The sequence below is a fragment of the Pseudomonas sp. B111 genome (genome assembly GCF_026428275.1).
GTDB lineage: Bacteria > Pseudomonadota > Gammaproteobacteria > Pseudomonadales > Pseudomonadaceae > Pseudomonas > Pseudomonas aeruginosa.
Genome location: NZ_CP097857.1, coordinates 5,609,957 through 5,627,446 on the forward strand (window position 1 = coordinate 5,609,957; position 17,490 = coordinate 5,627,446).

14 protein-coding genes are annotated in these 17,490 nt (G+C 67.9%); 6 read left to right on the forward strand and 8 right to left on the reverse strand.

What is annotated here, in order from left to right; all coding sequences use genetic code 11:
- Positions 1-21 precede the first annotated feature (21 nt).
- The 3 genes from M6E97_RS25965 to M6E97_RS25975 form a co-directional block, all read right to left on the reverse strand.
- Positions 22-387: a response regulator gene (locus M6E97_RS25965; protein WP_003083943.1), complete on the reverse strand. Its 366-nt coding sequence runs from the start codon at positions 385-387 to the stop codon at positions 22-24.
- A 197-nt stretch (positions 388-584) separates the two neighbouring features.
- On the reverse strand, positions 585-1,769 hold the full coding sequence (gene cttP / locus M6E97_RS25970; protein ID WP_404936398.1) for a trichloroethylene chemotactic transducer CttP: 1,185 nt from the start codon (positions 1,767-1,769) through the stop codon (positions 585-587).
- Positions 1,770-1,947: 178 nt separating this feature from the next.
- Positions 1,948-2,880, reverse strand: a complete 933-nt coding sequence (locus tag M6E97_RS25975) for a LysR family transcriptional regulator (RefSeq protein ID WP_003083951.1) — start codon at positions 2,878-2,880, stop codon at positions 1,948-1,950.
- Between the two features lie 116 nt (positions 2,881-2,996).
- Here M6E97_RS25975 and M6E97_RS25980 point away from each other — a divergent pair, with 116 nt between their 5' ends.
- Entirely contained in the window at positions 2,997-3,749 is a 753-nt protein-coding gene (locus M6E97_RS25980) for a 3-oxoacyl-ACP reductase family protein (protein ID WP_003083953.1), read from the forward strand.
- Positions 3,750-3,848: 99 nt separating this feature from the next.
- Here the strand turns inward: M6E97_RS25980 and atsA are convergent, their stop codons facing one another.
- The 3 genes from atsA to M6E97_RS25995 all read right to left on the reverse strand — a co-directional run bounded on the left by atsA (position 3,849) and on the right by M6E97_RS25995 (position 7,999).
- Positions 3,849-5,459 (reverse strand): arylsulfatase AtsA, encoded by a 1,611-nt coding sequence (gene atsA, locus M6E97_RS25985; RefSeq protein ID WP_003137060.1) that lies wholly within the window; start codon positions 5,457-5,459, stop codon positions 3,849-3,851.
- Positions 5,460-5,546: 87 nt separating this feature from the next.
- The gene (locus M6E97_RS25990; protein ID WP_003128394.1) at positions 5,547-6,386 is read right to left on the reverse strand and encodes an ABC transporter ATP-binding protein; all 840 of its coding nucleotides are present in this window, start codon (positions 6,384-6,386) and stop codon (positions 5,547-5,549) included.
- Complete coding sequence (locus tag M6E97_RS25995; RefSeq protein ID WP_079381533.1) at positions 6,383-7,999, reverse strand: ABC transporter permease; 1,617 nt, start codon at positions 7,997-7,999, stop codon at positions 6,383-6,385. The genes M6E97_RS25990 and M6E97_RS25995 overlap by 4 nt, the downstream gene beginning before the upstream one ends.
- A 266-nt stretch (positions 8,000-8,265) precedes the next feature.
- Here M6E97_RS25995 and M6E97_RS26000 point away from each other — a divergent pair, with 266 nt between their 5' ends.
- From M6E97_RS26000 to M6E97_RS26010, 3 genes are all read left to right on the forward strand, one after another.
- Positions 8,266-9,327, forward strand: coding sequence for an ABC transporter substrate-binding protein (locus M6E97_RS26000; RefSeq protein ID WP_003112655.1), 1,062 nt, complete (start codon positions 8,266-8,268; stop codon positions 9,325-9,327).
- 417 nt (positions 9,328-9,744) lie between these two features.
- Positions 9,745-10,560, forward strand: coding sequence for a TauD/TfdA family dioxygenase (locus M6E97_RS26005; protein ID WP_033939438.1), 816 nt, complete (start codon positions 9,745-9,747; stop codon positions 10,558-10,560).
- A complete protein-coding gene (locus M6E97_RS26010) occupies positions 10,557-11,438 on the forward strand; it encodes an AEC family transporter (protein ID WP_003083960.1) in 882 nt (293 codons plus the stop codon). The genes M6E97_RS26005 and M6E97_RS26010 overlap by 4 nt, the downstream gene beginning before the upstream one ends.
- A 37-nt stretch (positions 11,439-11,475) precedes the next feature.
- On the opposite strand, the gene M6E97_RS26015 is transcribed toward M6E97_RS26010, so the two are convergent.
- The gene (locus tag M6E97_RS26015) at positions 11,476-12,834 is read right to left on the reverse strand and encodes an OprD family porin (protein ID WP_003083961.1); all 1,359 of its coding nucleotides are present in this window, start codon (positions 12,832-12,834) and stop codon (positions 11,476-11,478) included.
- 247 nt (positions 12,835-13,081) lie between these two features.
- Between M6E97_RS26015 and M6E97_RS26020 the strand changes: the two genes are divergently transcribed.
- Positions 13,082-13,807, forward strand: a complete 726-nt coding sequence (locus M6E97_RS26020) for an acid phosphatase (protein WP_003083962.1) — start codon at positions 13,082-13,084, stop codon at positions 13,805-13,807.
- A 23-nt stretch (positions 13,808-13,830) separates the two neighbouring features.
- Here the strand turns inward: M6E97_RS26020 and M6E97_RS26025 are convergent, their stop codons facing one another.
- Positions 13,831-14,748 carry a LysR family transcriptional regulator gene (locus M6E97_RS26025; RefSeq protein ID WP_267262417.1) on the reverse strand — a complete coding sequence of 306 codons (918 nt, stop codon included), beginning with the start codon at positions 14,746-14,748 and terminating at the stop codon, positions 13,831-13,833.
- 350 nt (positions 14,749-15,098) lie between these two features.
- Between M6E97_RS26025 and M6E97_RS26030 the strand changes: the two genes are divergently transcribed.
- Positions 15,099-17,471, forward strand: coding sequence for a TonB-dependent receptor (locus M6E97_RS26030; protein WP_033939437.1), 2,373 nt, complete (start codon positions 15,099-15,101; stop codon positions 17,469-17,471).
- Positions 17,472-17,490: the final 19 nt, after the last annotated feature.

A 17,490-nucleotide genomic window follows, 5' to 3' on the forward strand; every position in this document is an offset into this window, starting at 1 on the left:
TCCCCCGCGGGGGAACGGGAATCAGGGCAGGACCTTGCGCGTCACTTCGAGCAGTTTCGGCGGGTCGAACGGCTTCACCAGCCAGCCGGTGGCGCCGGCGCTGCGTCCCTGCTGCTTCATCGCGTCGCTCGATTCGGTGGTCAGCATGAGGATCGGCACGCTGCGGTAGCCGGCCAGGTTGCGCAGGCTGCGGATCAGCGACAGGCCGTCCATGTTCGGCATGTTCTGGTCGGTGAACACCAGGCTGTAGCTCTTGCTCTGGGCCTTGCCGAGGCCTTCCTTGCCGTCCGCGGCCTCGTCCACCTCGTAGCCGGCGGACTTCAGGGTGAAGCTCAGCATCTGGCGGATAGACGCCGAGTCGTCGACGATCAGAATCGGTTTGCCCATGGTCTTGCGTCCTCACGGTGTCCCTACCGCAGCGCCAAGTTCGGCGGCGAAGGTGGTGTGTGCCAGGTGGCTGTGACGGAGGGCTCTGATGGCCCTTTGCTAGTTCCAGTAAAGACAATGTCCGGTGGATTTCAATTATTGGCGCCGGTTTCTCGTCGGATAGTTATCCGGTTAGACGGATTGGCTATCGATAACCCTCAGAACAATTCCACTTCGCCCACGTTGACGCTGTTCTGGCTCACCGGGCTGGGCAAGGGCCGGCGCAGTTCCTCGACCTCCCGTGCGACCCGTTCGGGCCATTCCTGGCGCGGCCGCGCCTCCAGCGCGCCGAGGCCGAAGGCGAAGGCGCCAAGACGCGCATGGTGCTTGCGCATCTGGCCGAGCAACTGGCTGCCCATGTCCTGGAATTGCAGGGCGGTGACCGCCGCATCGACGCCCTGGCCGACTTCCAGCGAGAGCCGGTCCAGTTCGTGGATGACCTTCAGGGTGTGCCGGTTCATCGCCTCCAGGTCATCGAGCATGCCCTGGATCTTCTGCTTGGAATCGAGGGCGAAGGACATGTCCTTGTCGGCCAGTTGCGAGATCGCGCTCTCGGCGTCCTGGATCTCGTGGTGGACCACGTCGACGTGCTTGCGGATGGCGGCGGAAAACTCCGTGGAGCGGGTCGACAGCGCGCGCACCTCATCGGCGACCACGGCGAAGCCGCGGCCGCTCTCGCCGGCTCGGGCGGCCTCGATGGCGGCGTTGAGGGCGAGCAGGTTGGTCTGCTTGGCGATGGCGTCCATGTCCTGGGTCGACTGCAGGATCTCGGTGATCTTCAGGCGCACCTGGTCCATGCGTTCCACCAGTTGCTGCGAGGTCCGGCTGGTTTCCAGGGTAGCCTCGACGAACAGGCTGAGGGTCTGCTGGGTGGTCCTGACGAAGTCCTGGAAGTTGATGCCTTCGTCGACCTGGCCGCGCCCGTCGTAGCGCTCGATCAGCGAATGGGACAGGCCGCGCTGGGTATCGATGCGTTCGGCGAGGCCGTGGAAGCTGTCGCTGAGCTGGCGGATCGCCGAATGCAGCAGTTCATCGATCTGCCGGGCGTGGCCGTCCAGTTGCGCGGTTTCGTCGGCGAGCGCCCGTTGCGCCGCGCTCCAGGCCGGCGAAGCGGCATCCGCCTGCGGGCTGGCATTCGCTACCGCTTGCCGAGGGTCGCGCAGGAGGAGGAAGAGCATGGCCAGGCTGGCGAACCAACCGAGAGCCAGGGCCAGCCAGACGCCGAGGCCGACGGCATGCAGCCCGGCGCACAACGCCCAGGGTAGGGAAAGCAGGCCCAGCTTCAGCAGCAGGGGCCGGGATGGTAACGAAACACCGAGGGACTCGCGCATGCTGCACTCCATGTGCCGGATCGGAGCAGGGCTTCCAGGTGGTCCCGGGACCGTGCGGAAGACACCTTCCAAGCTCGTCGGCGGCGTTTTCTAAAACTAGAGTCCCAATCGGTAATGTCAAACTGCCGTTTTTCCGGCGAGGCCGGTGCCAGGGCCTTTTCCCGGTTGCCGAAGCGACGGATGGCTGGCGCTAGCCGGTTGGGAAGGCGGAGAAGCGCCGGGCCAGGTCCTGGCGGCGGAAGTAGTCGACGACGAAGTCGACGAAGACCCGGGTCTTGGCCGGTAGCAGCTTGTTCGCCGCGTAGTAGAGGCTGGTGTTGCCGGCGTCGACGTACCAGTCCGGCAGGACCCGCACCAGGGCGCCGGACTCCAGGTAGGCATAGGCGTGCTGCATGCATACCAGGGTGATGCCCAGGCCCATGGCGGCGACCTCGCAGGTGGCTTCCGGGTCGCTCATGGTCATGCGTTCGCGCAGCTCGATCGGCGCCTCCTCGCCGTTGCGCCGGCGCAGCGGCCAGGAGCGCACGCGGCCGGTCTGCGGCGAGCGGATGCGGATCCCGTCGAAGCCGCCCAGGTCGCCTGGATGGCGGATCGGCGGCTTGTCGCGGAGGTAGGCGGGCGAGGCGAGGAGGATCAGGTGGCCCGGCGTCAGGTTGCGCGCCACCACCCCGGGAGGCAGTTCGAAACCGCCGCCGATGGCGGCGTCGAAGCCTTCGCCGATGAGGTCGACCTGGCGATTGTCGAAATGCCAGTCGGGCACGATGTCGGGATAGCGTTCGAGGAACTCGCCGAGCAGCGGCAGGATGTAGTCGCGGCCGAAGGCCAGCCCCATGCTGACCTTCAACGTGCCGCTGGGTTGGTTGCCGACGCTGGAGACGTTGGCGAGAGCGGTCTGGATGCCCTCCAGGCTGCCGCCGACCTCTTGCAGGAAACGCTCCCCGGCTTCGGTCAGGGTCAGGCGCCGGGTGCTGCGCTGGAACAGGCGCACGCCGAGGTTGCTTTCCAGGCGGGCGACGTTCTTGCCCACCCCGGCCGGCGTCAGGCCCAGGCGCCTGGCGGCCTCGGCGAAGCTGCCGGCCTCGGCGCTGCGGACGAAGCACTGGATGTTGCTGAGGGTTTCCATGGGAAAGGGCCCGCATAAACCATTGGTATCGGCTGAATATAGCGATTACCCGCTACCAGGTCTGCAATGGACGGCGGAAACTCGGGGCCTGTCTATCCACTCCGATGGAGATTTCCATGTCCGTATCCTCTGCATCCCTCGCCGGCAAAGTCGCCTTCGTCCAGGGCGGTTCCCGCGGCATCGGCGCCGCCATCGTTCGCCGGCTGGCCGCCGAAGGCGCCAGCGTCGCCTTCACCTACGTCAGCTCGGCGGACAAGTCCCGGGCCCTGGCTGCCGAACTCGAAGGCGCCGGAGCCAGCATCCTGGCCCTGCATGCCGATAGCGCCGACGCGGCCGCGCTCGTCGCCGCCGTCGACGAAGCGGCGGCTCGCTTCGGACGCATCGACATCCTGGTCAACAACGCCGCCGTCCTCGCCCTCGGTTCGGTGGAAGAGCTGCCGCTGGCCGACTTCGAGCGGACCCTGGCGATCAACGTGCGCAGCGTCTTCGTCGCCACCCAGGCGGCGGTCAAGCACATGGGCGACGGCGGGCGGGTGATCAGCATCGGCAGCACCAATGCCGAACGCATGCCGTTCGCCGGCGGCGCCACCTACGCGATGAGCAAGTCGGCGCTGGTCGGCCTGACCAAGGGCCTGGCCCGCGACCTCGGCCCGCGCGGGATCACGGTGAACAACGTGCAGCCGGGTCCGGTGGATACCGACATGAACCCGGACGACGGCGACTTCGCCGAGACCCTCAAGGGCCTGATGGCGCTGCCGCGCTACGCCCGCAGCGAGGAAATCGCCAGCTTCGTCGCCTACCTGGCCGGGCCGGAAGCGGCCTACATCACCGGGGCCAGCCTGACCATCGATGGCGGTTTCTCGGCCTGACCCGGGGCGCCTCGTTCCGCCCGGCGAAGTAGCCCCTCTCCCCGACCTTATGGCCAGACGTTCCCTCCTGAAGGGAGAGGGCGAGGGGAGAGGTTCCGCTTATCGCACCAGGAAAGGCGAAGCCCCCTCTACGACACCGGTCTCGCTGACGTAGCGCTTCCAATGCTCGATCAGCTCCGCCAGCTTGCCCGGCTGGCTGTCAGCGAGGTCGTGGATCTCGCCCGGGTCGCGGGCCAGGTCGTAGAGCTGCCAGGTGGCCGGACCCACCGGGGCCGGCAGGTACACCGCCTTCCAGTCGCCCTGGCGGATCGCACGCATGCCGAACAGCTCCCAGCCGGTCACGGTGTTCTCGTCGTGGGCCGCCTCGGTCTCGCCGGAAAGCCAGCCCAGCCACGACCTGCCGCGCGGTTCGGCGATCTCGCGGCCGCGCCAGCGCTTGCCTGGGTGGCGGACACCGGCGAGGTCGAGGAGGGTCGGGGTGACGTCCATCACCGTGGCGAAGGCATGGCTGATCGCGCCCTGCCGGCTTAGCCGCGGGTAGCGCACCAGCGCCGGCACGCGAATGCCGCCCTGGGTGGTGAACGCCTTGTACAGGCGCGACGGCGCGGTGGCCGCCTGGGCCCAGCGCGGGCCATACCAGACGTAGGAATTGGCGCGGCCGATGTTTTCCAGGCTGTTGTCGTAGTGCCGGTCGAGAAAGCCCAGCAGGTCCGGGCCGAATTTCGGGAACGCCTCCAGCAGGGCGCCTTCGGCGCCGTTGTCGGACATGAACAGGACGAAGGTGTTGTCCAGCTCGCCCTGCCGGCGCAGGTAGTCCACGACCCTGCCGATGTTCCAGTCCATGCGCTCGACCATCGCCGCGTAGACCTCCATCGCCCGCGCCGACTTCGCCCGTTCCTCGTCGTCCAGGGCTTCCCACTCGCGGCTCAGGGCGAGCACCGGATGGGCTTCGACGTCCGCCTCCACCAGGCCCAGCTCCTTGAGCCGGGCCAGGCGTTCCTGGCGCAGCGCCTCTGGGCCGGCGTCATAGCGGCCGCGGTACTTCTCGACGATCTCCTGCGGCGCCTGTAGCGGCCAGTGCGGCGCGGAGAACGGCAGGTAGGCGAAGAACGGCCGGCTCTGGTCGCGCTCCTTGAGGTAGTGCAGCAGCTTGTCGCCGAAGGCATCGGAGGAATAGAAACCCTCCGGCAGCGTGTCGAGGTAGCGTTCGTCTTCCACGTAGAGCGCCGGCGTGCCCTTGAGGATGCGCGGAGTGCTTTCGTCGTAGGGAGGCTCGAAGCCGTAGTGGTTGGCGGCGCCCGGCAGCAGCGAGAAGGAACGCTCGAAACCGCGTGCATGGGGCGTCTGTTCCGGCTTCAGACCGAGGTGCCACTTGCCGGCCATGAGGGTCTGGTAGCCGGCCTCGCGGAGCAGCTCCGGCAGCGCCACCACGCGCTCGTTGAGATGCCCTTCGTAACCCGGCTTGCCTGCCAGTTCCGGGGTCAGCGCCTCGGCCATGGTGCCGATCCCGGCGATGTGGTGGTCGGTGCCGGTGAGCAGCATCGAGCGGGTCGGCGAGCAGGTCGAGGCGGTGTGGAAGTCGGTCAGGCGCAGGCCGGCGATGGCCAGGGCGTCGAGGTTCGGCGTGGCGATCTCGCCGCCGAAGGCGCCGATATCGGAGAAGCCCAGGTCGTCGGCGACGATCACCAGGAAGTTGGGGCGTTTGCTCATGCGCGGGTCTCGTCTGGATGGGAGGAGAGGGTGGGGCCCTCGCCCCCGCCCTTCCCGCAGGGGGAAAGGGCCAGGGCAAGGGGCTTTTCAGCAAGCGAGGAATTCGAAAGGCAGGTTTTCCACCCGTCGCGGCGGTGGCGCGACGTACTCGCCGTCGGCGGTCAGTTCGTGCAGCAGCGCTTCGCGCTGGCGCAGGAAGTCGAAGCCACCGCGCTCGCGCGGGTGCGCCAGGTCCACCTCGACCACCCGCCTGATCCGCCCCGGGCGCGGCTCCATCACCACCACCCGGTCGGCCAGGTAGAGCGCCTCCTCGACGTCGTGGGTGACCAGCAGGGTGGTGATGCGGGTGCGCCGACGGATCGCCAGCAACTCTTCCTGCAACTGCTGGCGGGTCAGTGCGTCGAGGGCGCTGAACGGCTCGTCGAGCAGCAGCAGGCGCGGGCTGGCCACCAGGCCGCGGGCGATCGCCACGCGCTGGGCCATGCCGCCGGACAACTGGTGCGGGTAGGCACGCTCGAAGCCGTGCAGGCCGACCAGGCGGATGTATTCGTCGATCCGCGCCGCCTTGTCGGTTTCGCCAAGGGCTTCGTTGACCAGGCCGAGGGCGACGTTCTGCTGCACCGTCAGCCAGGGGAACAGGCGGTGCTCCTGGAACACGATGCCGCGTTCGCCGCCGATGCCGGCGATTGGCCGGCCGTCGACGCGGATCTCGCCGTCGTAGTCGCGGTCCAGGCCGATCAGCAGGCGCAGCAGGGTCGACTTGCCGCAGCCACTGGCGCCGACGATGGCAATGAACTCGCCCTCGCCGATCTCCAGGTCGAACTGCTGGATCGCTTCCAGTCGCCGGCCGTCCACGGCGAAGTGCTTGCGCACCTGGCGGAAGCTGACCAGCGGGGTGCCCGTGGCGGGCGCGGTGAGTGCGTTCATGCGTGTCTCCAGCGCGTGGCGCGCGCTTCGATGCGTTGGCCGAGAGCATTGAGCAGGGCGCCGGTGAGGCCGACCAGGAGCATGCCGGCACCGATCAGGTCCATGCGGAACAGTTGCTGGGCGCCGATCATCAGGCTGCCGATGCCGCCGTCGGAGGGCATGAAGTACTCGGCGCCGATGGTTCCCAGCCAGGCGTAGATCAGCGCCAGACGCAGGCCGGCGAACACCGACGGGGCGGCACCCGGCAGGACCAGCCGGAGCAGCCGTCGCCAGGGACCCAGGCGCAGCACCCGGGCCGCCTCGCCGAGGCTCGGCGGCAGGCTGGCGATGCCGCGCTGGGTGGCCAGCAGCAGCGGGAAGAAGGCGGCGATTGCGACGAACGTCAGCTTGGCCGGTTCGCCCAGGCCGAACCAGGCGGTGAGCAGCGGCACCCAGGCGAAGATCGCCACCTGCCGCAGTGCCGCGAAAGCGGGGCCGAAGAAGCGTTCCGCCGGGCGCCACAGGCCGAGCAGCAGGCCGCCGAGGAAACCCAGGCCGCCGCCCAGCAGGAGGCCGCCGAGCGTGCGCTTCAGGCTGTCGAACAGGGCGCCCGGCAGGCTGCCGTCGAGCGCTCCGCTCCAGGTCGCCCGCGCCACTTCCAGAGGGCTGGCGAGGATCGCCGGATCGACCCATTCGGCGCTGCTCGCCGACTGCCACAGGAGCAGCAGCGCCAGCGGCGGCAGCCAGACCTGCAGGCGCTGCCAGCCGCGTCCCGGCGGGCGCCGGCGGAATTCGCCGGTGGCGGCTTGCGGCCAGTGCAGCAGGCGGTGGTCGAGCCACTGGATGGCGCGGTCCATGCCCACCCCGACCAGGCCGATGACGAGGATGCAGACGAACACGATGTCGAGCATGAACAGTTGCCGGCCCTGCACCATCAGGTAGCCGATGCCCTCGCTGGAAGCCAGCAGCTCGACCGCCAGCAGCGAGGTCCAGCCCTGCGCCAGGGCCAGGCGCAGCCCGGTGAGGAAGGCCGGCAGCGCCGCCGGCAGGATCAGCCGCCAGACCAGCAGGCGTGGCGGCAGGCGCAGCACCGCGGCGGCTTCGCGCAGCTTGGGCTGGGCGTCGCGCACGCCGACCAGGGTATGGATGGTCACCGGCACCACGACCGCTTTCACCAGCACCACCAGCTTGAGCAGTTCGCCGATGCCGAAGAACAGCATGAACAGCGGGATCCAGGCCAGCGTGGGGATCTGCGCGAGGGCGCTGAAGGTGGGGAAGACCAGGCGCTCGGCACGCGGACTGAAGCCCAGCCAGGCGCCTAGCGCGGCGCCGCTGGCGACCCCGGCGAGCAGGCCCCAGGCCAGGCGCCGCAGGCTGATCGCCAATTCGCTCCAGAGTTCGCCGGCGAGCAACTCGCGGGCGCTCTGCCAGACCAGCTCGGGAGTCGGCAGCACCTGGGCCGACATCCAGTGGCGATGGCTGGCGACCCACCACAGCAGCGCCAGCCCGAGCGGCAGCAACCAGGGCAGCAGGCTGTCCCCCAGGCGCCGGGCGAAAGCCGCGGAGGGCGGCGGCGCCAGGCGCGGCAGGGGCCGGCTCCAGGCGGGCGAAAGGGTTTTATCGATATTCTTCATGGGAATATAAATCGCCGCATCAATGCATTTTTTCGCTAAGAAGGGTCATTTAAAGAAAGGCGCCAGGCAGCGGCAAATGCATTTGGAGAATATTTTCCATGCTCTGGCTGCATATGACGCGGAGAGGCCCGTGCGGCCTGTCATACTGCTTATGGTTATAAAAAAATGAATTTTTATTATTTATTTTCGAGGCGCCGCTGTGCATAGCTAGCCGCTCACCCGCTCCCGGCGGGAATCCCTCTCTTCCCGTTCCAAGGAGCCGCCCCATGAAAGCGCTTACGTCTTCCCTGCTCGGTCTGTTCGCCGCGCCTGTCCTCGCCGGCCTGCTCGGTGCCTACGTGCCGCTGGCGAGCGCCGCTCCGCCGAAGGAAATCCGCATCGCGGTGCCGGACGTCAGCGCCGGCAGTTCGCACTCGGGCGGCGGCGTGGTCGACGTGCTCTACACCCGCCAGTTGCTGGAGAAGGAATTCGCCAACGACGGCATCGCGGTGAAATGGAGCTTCTTCAAGGGCGCCGGCCCGGTGGTCAACGAAGCGTTCGCCAACGGCCAGGTGGACTTCGCCTACCTCGGCGACCTGGCGGCGATCATCGGCAAGTCCGGAGGCCTGGACAGCCGTCTGCTGGCCGCTACCGCGCGAGGGGTCAACCACTATCTCGGCGTGCAGCCGGGCTCCGGGATCAAGACCCTGGAGGATCTCAAGGGCAAGCGCGTAGGCATCTTTCGTGGCACCGCCAGCCAGTTGTCGTTCGACAATGCCCTGGCCAGCGTCGGTCTCAGCGAGAAGGACCTGAAGGTGATCAACCTCGACTTCAGCGCCGCCCTGTCCGCCCTCGCAGCCAGGCAGATCGATGCCACCTGGGGCCTGGCCGGGCTGTTCGCCCTGCGCGACCGCGGGCTCGCGGAAATTCCGCTGAGCACCCGCGACCTGAACGGCGCCGGGACCCTGCAGGCGCTGCTGGTCGGCTCCGGGGCTTTCGTCGATGCCCATCCGGACATCACCGAGCGGCTGCTCAAGGTGCAGTTGCAGGCCCAGGACTGGCTGGCCCGCGAGGAGAACCGCGACGCCTACATCGAACTGGTGTCGAAGCAGGCCAGCTACCCGGTGGTGATCCTGCAGAGCGAGTACCGTGGCCGCAAGCTGGGCGACGCCCTGTCGCCGCGCCTGGACGCCGACTTCCTTGGCCGGCTGGATGCTTCGATCCAGGCGGCCAAGCGTTTCGGCCTGATTCGTCGCGAATTCAGCGCTGAGCAGTGGGCCGCGCCGGAACTGCTGGAGGCGGCCGGCAAGCTGGCGAAGGCCAAGGCCGTGGCGCAGGCGGCGGAGTGACGCCGAGCCGGGGACGGCCGAGGCGGCGCCGTTTCGTAGCAATTTGTAATATGTTTCGAAATTCTTGCACCGACCCAACCAATGACTGGATCGAGCGAAGTATCCAGCCGTTGGTCGGGGATTCTGCGTATATCGCGTCATGAAAGTTTCACGCGGGTAATCCGCAGGTTATTCCGCGATCATTTCGTTCGTTAATCGCCCCATATATTCAGATACAAAATCGGCACTGCCAATTCTTCCAGTTTTCCCTTCCGACAATTCTCCCGACCCTCCCCGGAAACAACTCCAAGTATCTCGCGGCGAACCGCCGCGTCCCGCATCTAGCCTGCCCATCACTACGACAGCGCGGCGCCAGCGCCGGGCCTCGCCCTGCGCGTCGGCGGCATTCCTGATTTTCTTTCGGAGGAGAGCGGTCATATGAATCTCGATAGCAAATTGTTCGACGCGACACTCGATCTCGAACGCGTGAAAGTTTCGGTGAGAACGCTGGTGAAGTTATCCCGCCAGGAACAATCGGCGATCATCCTGACCCTCAACGAGTTTGGTTTCCTGCTGTTGCGCAGCGAACAGGGCGAAGACAGGCAGGAACTTCTCGCGCTCAAGGAGTTGTTCGGCCGCGCCGCCCCCCACCCGCGCGCCGACGCCGACGGCATCGTGCCGATCAGCAATGCGCGGTATGTCAGCGGCTACCTCGGCTCCACGCCGCTGGAGCACAAGCTGCACACCGACGGCGCTTTCCTCGACACCCCGGAGCAATTGTGCAGCCTGCAATGCGTGCGCAACGCCCGGGAGGGCGGGGAGACTCTGCTGGCCAGCGCCGGACTGGCCTTCGAGCGCCTGCGCCGGCGCATGCCGACCAAGCATCTCGGCCTGCTGCGTGGCGACGCCCTGACCATCGTGCGCAAGCACCAGAGCAGCACCCAGCCGGTGTTCCGCCTGAACGGCGAGGCGCTGGGCATCAAGTTCCGGCAGAACGACGGGGCGGCCGAGGTGGTCGAGCACCCTGTGGCGGTGGAGGCCTTCGCCGAACTGGTGGCGGCGCTCGAGGATCCGGCCTGCCAACTGCGGATCAAGCTCGAGCCGGGGGAAATCCTGGTGCTCGACAACACCGCGGTGTTGCACGGGCGCACTGCCTTCTGCGCCAACGAACTGCGCGAGATGCGCCGGCTCAACTTCGACGGCCACGGCCGCCTGCGAGCGGAGCTGGAACTGGGCTTCAAGGTGGGGTTGTGATCGCACAGTTCGTCGCGGTGGTGCTGCCGATCCTGATCTGCACCGGGATTGGTTTCGCCTGGAGCCGTTCCGCCGGGCCGGTGGATACCCGCGCGCTGGTGTTCCTGGTGGCCAACGTCGGCTTTCCCTGCCTGCTGCTGTCGTCGCTGGACCGCCCCGGCCTGTCCATTGGCATGGTGGCCGGGGTGTTCCTCGCCACCGCGCTGGCGGTGCTGGCGTTCGCCCTGCTGGGCCTGGTCTCCCTGCGCCTGCTGCGGATGCCGGTGCGGCGCTACCTGCCGTCGATCATGCTGCCGAACTCCGGGAACATGGGCATCCCCATCGCCTACCTGGCCTTCGGCGAGGAGGCGCTGGTGTATGCGGTGGCGTTCTCCACCCTGATCCAGGTGGGTCACGCGACGCTCGGCGTCTGGTTCGCTTCGGGCGATATCACCCCGGCGAGCATCCTGCGCAACCCGATGATCTATGCCCTGGCCGTGGCGCTGGGCCTGATCGCCCTGGGCTGGAGCCTGCCGCCGCCGTTGCGCGATGTGACCCGCCTGCTGGGCGGGATTACCGTGCCGCTGATGCTGGTGATGCTCGGCCTGTCGCTGGCCGGTCTGCGCCTGCACGAGACCTGGCGGCCGTTGCTGCTGTCTCTGGTGCGGGTCTGGGGCGGTTTCGCGGTCGGCTATGGGATCGCTGCCGGCCTGGGCATGGAGGCGGTGGCGGCGGGCACCTTCGCCATCCAGTGCGGGATGCCGACCGCGGTGCTCACCTACCTGTTGGCCAAGCGTTACGACGGCCCGGTGAACGAAGTGGCAGGCATGGTGCTGATCACCACGCTGCTGGTGCTGCTCTCCACGCCTTTGTTCATCCAGTTGCTGCCGCGCGCGTGAGGACGATCCGGGCCGCCTCGCGGGGCGGCCCGGGGTGTCACCAGATCGAGCGGGAGTAATCGACGACCAGCCGGGTTTCGTCGATGTCGCCGTCGAGATAGCTCGCGTTGCCCCGGTGCCAGGCCTGCGAGGCGCGCAGCGCGAGGCCGGCGAGGGGGCCCGCCTTGACCCGATAGGCGAAGCCGAGGTCGCTTTCCCGGTGCCGCCCGTCACGCCCGTAGAGTCCGGCGTAGATGCTCTCGGCGGCACTGCTGGCGCTGGCCCCGGCACGGCCGCGGGCATGCAGCGCGTGCAGGCTGAGCCCAGGCAGGCCGAGCGCGCCGAGGTCCAGGTCATAGCGTAATTGCCAGGAACGCTCGCCCGGTCCGTTGAAGTCGGAGTAGCCCACCGAGTTGGCCAGTACCATGGATGCGCTGGAGCGCCCGTCGCCGAAGGCCATGTAGTCGAACGGCTGCTCGCCATGGACACGCTGGTAGGCCAGGGTGATGCGCTGCGGCCCCTGTTCGTAGCCTAGGGCCAGGGAGCTGGCCAGGGTGTCGATGCGGCCGAAGCGGCTCTGGCCGCTGTCGCGGGTGCGGTAGGCGTCGAGGTCGACCCGCAGCGCGCGCTCCCCGCCCAGCGGCTGGCGATGGCTGGCGCCGAAATAGGCCTGCTGCCAGATGTCGTCGAAGCGCGAGGCGTAGAGCGACAGTTGCAGCCGCTCCGTGGCCTGCCATTGACCGCCGAGGAAGCCGACCGCGTCGAGGCGCACCGGATAGGCGCCGAGGCGTCCGTAGACGGTGCTGATGTCGCCGCGGACCTTGGATTCGCCGGGGCCGGAGGCGGCGGTGAAGCGCCCGCCCTCGAGCAGCAGCCCGTCGAACGAGCGGTCCTCCAGCAGCAGGCCGTAGGCCATGCCGGCCAGCGTGCGGTTGCTGCTGGCGGCGAACACCGGCGCGCTGGTGGTGGTCTGGCCGTACTTCAGGCGGGTTTCGCCGTGGCGTAGCCTGAGGGCGCCACCGACCTTGCCGTAGCGATGGTCGGGATGGCCGTCGGCGCCGACCGGCAGGTTGCCGGTGCCGGTGCGGCCGCCGCCGCTGTCCAGTTGCAGGCCGAGCATGGCATGGGCGTCGAGGCCGAAGCCGAGGCTGCCCGGCGTGTAGCCGGAGGCGAACTGGAGGCGCAGGCCCTGGGTGGTTTCCTCGCGGTAGCCGTTGCGCTCGCTCCTGGGCTTGAAGCGGTTGCGCCCGGCGTTGTTCGGGCTGTCGCGGTAGTCGCGGTTGAAGTAGTAGGTGCGGGCGAGGAACTGCAGTTCGCTGTCCTCGACGAAGCCCCCATCCCCGGCCGTCGCGGCCGCCCCTTCGGAAAGCGTGCCGGCGACCAGGCCGGCGAATACAGCGCGTCTGAGATTTTGCATTTATTGTTTTCTCCCACCTGAGTGCCAGGTGGGCGCAGTCTCGGAAGTCGCTCCGCAGGCCGCTTGTGTTTCCCTGCCTCGGCTTTTGCCGGGGCCTGCCATTGGCAGGGGCTGGCATGTGCAACGGCAGGCCGGGTCAAGCATTTCGGAAGTCACCGACGGAGAGTGTGGCGTCGGCCGTCATCCGCAACGGCCGTGGGTGGGAGCCTCGGCTCCCGATGCAACCTCGCCTCAGGGAATACGCTTCATGAACAACAAGACCCTATGCCCTTCGCTCTTGCTCTGCCTTTCGCTGCTCGCACCGCTGTCTTGTCTCGGGGAGACCGCCGCCGCGCCCTATCCGCTGGCCCACCCACCGCGCCTGGCCGACTACCTCCCGCCGCCGCCGGCGGCGGACTCGGCTGCGGCCGTCGCCGATCTCGGCGCGGTGCTGGAGGCTCAACGCCTGCGCACGCCCGAACAGGTACGCCGGGTGCGCGCCCACGACCAGTGGGAGGACAACGTCTTCCCCTTCGCCGGCGACCTGCTGGGCGCGTCGTTCGACAAGGAACGCCTGCCGCTGACCCGGAGCTTCTTCAACCGCGCCCAGGAAAACCTGGTCGAGGTGCTGATGCCGGCGAAGAAGCACTTCGCCCGCCCGCGTCCCTACGAAGTGACACCGAAGGTGAAGCCGGTGCTGCCGCCGCCGGAGGGGGAGTCCTATCCCAGCGGCCACACCATGGACAGCTACTTCAAGGCCTCGCTGCTGAGCATGCTGGTGCCGGAGCATCACGATGCGTTCTTCGCCCGCGCCGAGGAGCATGCGCAGAGCCGGGTGCTGGCCGGCGTGCACTTCCCCAGCGACCTGGAAGGCGGGCAGACCGCCGCCGCGGCGCTGGTGGCGAGCCTGCTGGCCGATCCGGCGGTGGCCGCCGACTTCGCCGCGGTGCGCGAGGAGCTGCGCGGCGCGCTGGGGTTGCCGAAACTCCAGTAGAGGAAGGGAAACCGCGCGGCGGCTCAGGCCGCCGCGTGTTGCGCCTGGTCCAGTTCCACCAGCGTCTGGATCATCGCCTTGGCCGCTGCCGAAAGCCGGTAGCCGCTGCGGCTGATGATGCCGCAGCGGGCGCTGAGGCTATCCAGGTTCTGCGGCAGGTTGCGCCACTGTAGCGGTTGCAGTTCGCCGCGCTGCAGGTAGGGGCGCAGGGTCTCGTCGCTGGCGATGCCGATGGCGTCGGTCTGGCGGACGATGCGGATCAGCGCGTGCATGTTCTCGCAGCGGATGTTGGCGGCGAAGTCGATCTTGCCGCTGAGGTTCGCCAGCAGCTTGCGGATGCCCGGGGGAATCAGGGTCGAGGCCAGCGGGTAGTTGAACAGGTCGTTGGTGGACAGGCTGTCCTTGCCCAGCAGCGGATGTTGCGGACGGCAGAAGAACTGGCCGCGGCGCGGGGTCAGCGGGCGCGTCTGGAAGTTCGGGTCGGCCTCGAAGTCGCGGATGTCGGCGACGAAGAATTCGATCTCTTCGCGGAGCAGGGAGCGGCTGAGCTTTTCCCAGTTGTCCACGTCCAGGCTGATCTGCACCCGCGGGTGGCGGTTGATGAAGTCGGCCACCGCGTCCGGCACCAGTTGCTGGGCCGGCGCCGGCCCGCTGCCGAAGCGCAGCTCGCCGGCATCCAGCTTGTTCAACTGGGCGATCTCGTGGATCAGGTTGGCCGACCCCTGCACCAGGCTCAGCGCGTGTTGCAGCACCACCTGGCCTTCCGGCGTCGGGCGCAGGTCCTTGCTGCCACGGTCCACCAACTGGCAGCCAAGCTCCTGCTCCAGGCCCTGGATGCTGCGGCTGAAGGCCGGCTGGGTGATGCCCATGGCGTCCGCCGCGCGGACGAAACTGCGGTGTTCGGCGAGGGCGATGAAGTAACGCAGTTGGCGCAGATCCATGATGCTTTACCGGCATTGGAAATATTGGACAAAGGCATTTGCCGTTCGGGATGTGCTGGTTTTAAATGCAAGCTCTTATTCCGTCAACAAAGAACAAATTAGAAAAATATGCGATTTAGTAATAAGCATAGATAGACCCCAGGAGCTGAACATGGTCCACCGTGCCTTTGCCGCGCCACCTCCGCCGTTCCGAATGCCCTTCCGCGTCGCCGGCGGCTGTCGTCCCTGACAGTCGCCCGGGGCTGAGCCGTCCGCCGGCCCCCCTTCGAACCTTTCGCCAGATCGCTGCCTTGCGCGGCATGGCCGCCTGCTGCCTGCGTCCGGCTGTGCCGGAACCGAGGACATTCACGATGAAGTATCACTACCGCTTGCCGCTCCGCCGAACGCCGCCCGGCGGCTCCGACTACGCCCTGGCCCTGCTGCTCGCCCTCGGCGGTGCGTTGCCGGCCAGTGCCGCCGATGCTCCCGCGCCCGCCGAGGAGGCGCCGCCGCTGGCCGGCAGCGCACCGGCCAAGGCCGATACGGCCCTGGGCAAGGTTACCGTCACCGCGCGTCGCCGCGAGGAGGATTCGCAGAAGGTACCGACGCCGATCACCGTGCTCGGTGGCGAGACTCTCGAGGCCCAGCGCATCTCCCGGGTGCAGGACCTGCAGCAGGTGCTGCCCAGCGTCAATGTCGCCTACATCCATGCGCGGCAGTCGAGCGTCGCCGTGCGCGGCATCGGCAACAACCCCGCCAGCGACGGCCTGGAAGGCAGCGCCGGGATCTACCTCGACAACGTCTACCTGGGACGTCCGGGAATGGCCGTGTTCGACCTGCTGGATATCGAGCAACTGGAGCTGCTGCGCGGTCCGCAGGGCACTCTGTTCGGCAAGAACACCACCGCCGGGGTGCTGAACATCAGCACCCGCGCGCCGACCTTCACTACCGAGCGCACCGTCGAGGTCTCCGGCGGGCAGGACGGCTACTTCCAGGGCCGCGGCACGGTTTCCGGGCCGCTCGGCGAAACCCTCGCCGGACGCCTCTCGGCCTATCGCACCCGCGACGACGGCTACATCAAGAACATCCACGACGACAACTATCTCAACGGCGGCGAGCGCCAGGGCGCGCGCGGGCAATTGCTGTTCGAGCCGAACGAGGACTTCAGCCTGCGCTGGATCGCCGACTACAACGAGGAGGATTCGAGCAACGGCAGCATGGTGGTCTACGGCGCCGCCGAGCGTTTCTGGCAGCGCGCCGCGCTGGTCGGCGCTTCGCCGTTGCGCGATCCGCAGCGCAGGAAGGTCAACATCAACGGCCGCCAGCACGTCAGCGTGCACCAGGGCGGCAGCTCGCTGGAGGCCAACTGGAACCTCGCCGGCGGCTACCGCCTGACCTCCATCAGCGCCTACCGCTACTGGCACTTCACCCCGGCCAACGACGAGCAACTGAACGTCTCGGCGATCAACGACACCGGGGTGGAAGTGCACGACCGGCAGTTCTCCCAGGAGATCCGCCTGGCCTCGCCCACCGGCGGTGCCTTCGACTACGTGGTGGGCGCCTACGCGTTCAGGCAGAACCTCGGCAACAAGACCTTCACCTCCTACGGACCGCTGGCCGACCTGTACCTGCTCGGCGCCAATCTCGGCGCGCTGAACGACACCTACTCGAAGGCCAACGGCAAGATCGAGACCGACAGCTTCGCGCTGTTCGCCCAGGGCACCTGGCACCTCAGCGAACGCCTGGACTTCACCGCCGGCCTGCGCGGTACCTACGAGGAGAAGAACGCCAAGGTCGAGCGCTTCGCTCCGCTGGGCGGCGCGGCGGTCGGCGGGGTCGGCGCGGCGGTGCGCAACGGCCAGCTCGGCGCCTACGATTCCGGCGATCTCAGCCAGTACAACTTCGCCCCTTCGGCGTTGCTCAGCCTCAGCTACCAGTTCAGCGACGACCTGCTCGGCTACGCCAGCCTGTCCCACGGCGAGAAGTCCGGCGGGGTCAACCTGGCGGTGGGCAGCGCGCCGAGCGCCGGCGCCGATTCGCTGCTGGTCGGACCGGAGCGCGCCAACGACGCCGAGCTGGGCCTGAAGAGCACGCTCTTCGACCGGCGCCTGCTGCTCAACGCCAACCTGTTCTGGACCGGCATCCACGGCTACCAGGCCACCACCCTGTACCAGGCGCCGGGCTCGACGCAGTTGGTGCAGGTGCTGGCCAACGCCGGCAGCGTGCGCTCGCGCGGCCTGGAGTTCGAGGCCACCGCGCTGCCGTTGCGCGGCCTGACCCTGAACTTCAACGGCTCCTACAACGACGTCACCTACCTGTCGTTCAAGGATGCCCCGTGCCCTGCGGAAGTCAGCACCCGGCCCGGCGCGCCGAGCAGTTGCGACCTCAGCGGGCAGCGCGTGGTCGGCGCCTCGAAATGGATCGCCAACCTCAATGGCGAATACCAGTGGCGCCTCGACGACCGCTTCCAACCCTACGTCAGCGCCAGCTACGCCTACCGCTCCGCCGCCGAGGGCACGCTGGACAACTCCGACCTTTCGAAGATCGACGGCTACGCCCTGGTGAACCTCGCCGCCGGCCTGCGCAGCGATCTCGGCGACGGCCAGCTGGACACCTCGGTATGGCTGAAGAACGCCTTCGACAAGGACTACTACCTGAGCGCCTTCGCCAGCATCAACGGCTCCTACACCGCATCGGTGGGGCAGCCGCGCACGCTCGGCGTATCGCTGCGCTACGACTTCTGAGCCTTCACCCACGCAGTAC

Excerpts from the sequence above, each read along its gene's own strand:
- cttP (WP_404936398.1), bottom strand. The coding sequence starts at position 1,769 with ATGGAGTGCAGCATGCGCGAGTCCCTCGGTGTTTCGTTACCATCCCGG.
- atsA (WP_003137060.1), bottom strand. The coding sequence starts at position 5,459 with ATGAGCAAACGCCCCAACTTCCTGGTGATCGTCGCCGACGACCTGGGC.
- M6E97_RS26015 (WP_003083961.1), bottom strand. The coding sequence starts at position 12,834 with ATGCAAAATCTCAGACGCGCTGTATTCGCCGGCCTGGTCGCCGGCACG.
- M6E97_RS26025 (WP_267262417.1), bottom strand. The coding sequence starts at position 14,748 with ATGGATCTGCGCCAACTGCGTTACTTCATCGCCCTCGCCGAACACCGC.
- M6E97_RS26005 (WP_033939438.1), top strand. The coding sequence starts at position 9,745 with ATGAATCTCGATAGCAAATTGTTCGACGCGACACTCGATCTCGAACGC.
- M6E97_RS25980 (WP_003083953.1), top strand. The coding sequence starts at position 2,997 with ATGTCCGTATCCTCTGCATCCCTCGCCGGCAAAGTCGCCTTCGTCCAG.
- M6E97_RS26030 (WP_033939437.1), top strand. The coding sequence starts at position 15,099 with ATGAAGTATCACTACCGCTTGCCGCTCCGCCGAACGCCGCCCGGCGGC.
- M6E97_RS25990 (WP_003128394.1), bottom strand. The coding sequence starts at position 6,386 with ATGAACGCACTCACCGCGCCCGCCACGGGCACCCCGCTGGTCAGCTTC.
- M6E97_RS25995 (WP_079381533.1), bottom strand. The coding sequence starts at position 7,999 with ATGAAGAATATCGATAAAACCCTTTCGCCCGCCTGGAGCCGGCCCCTG.
- M6E97_RS26000 (WP_003112655.1), top strand. The coding sequence starts at position 8,266 with ATGAAAGCGCTTACGTCTTCCCTGCTCGGTCTGTTCGCCGCGCCTGTC.
- M6E97_RS25965 (WP_003083943.1), bottom strand. The coding sequence starts at position 387 with ATGGGCAAACCGATTCTGATCGTCGACGACTCGGCGTCTATCCGCCAG.
- M6E97_RS25975 (WP_003083951.1), bottom strand. The coding sequence starts at position 2,880 with ATGGAAACCCTCAGCAACATCCAGTGCTTCGTCCGCAGCGCCGAGGCC.
- M6E97_RS26020 (WP_003083962.1), top strand. The coding sequence starts at position 13,082 with ATGAACAACAAGACCCTATGCCCTTCGCTCTTGCTCTGCCTTTCGCTG.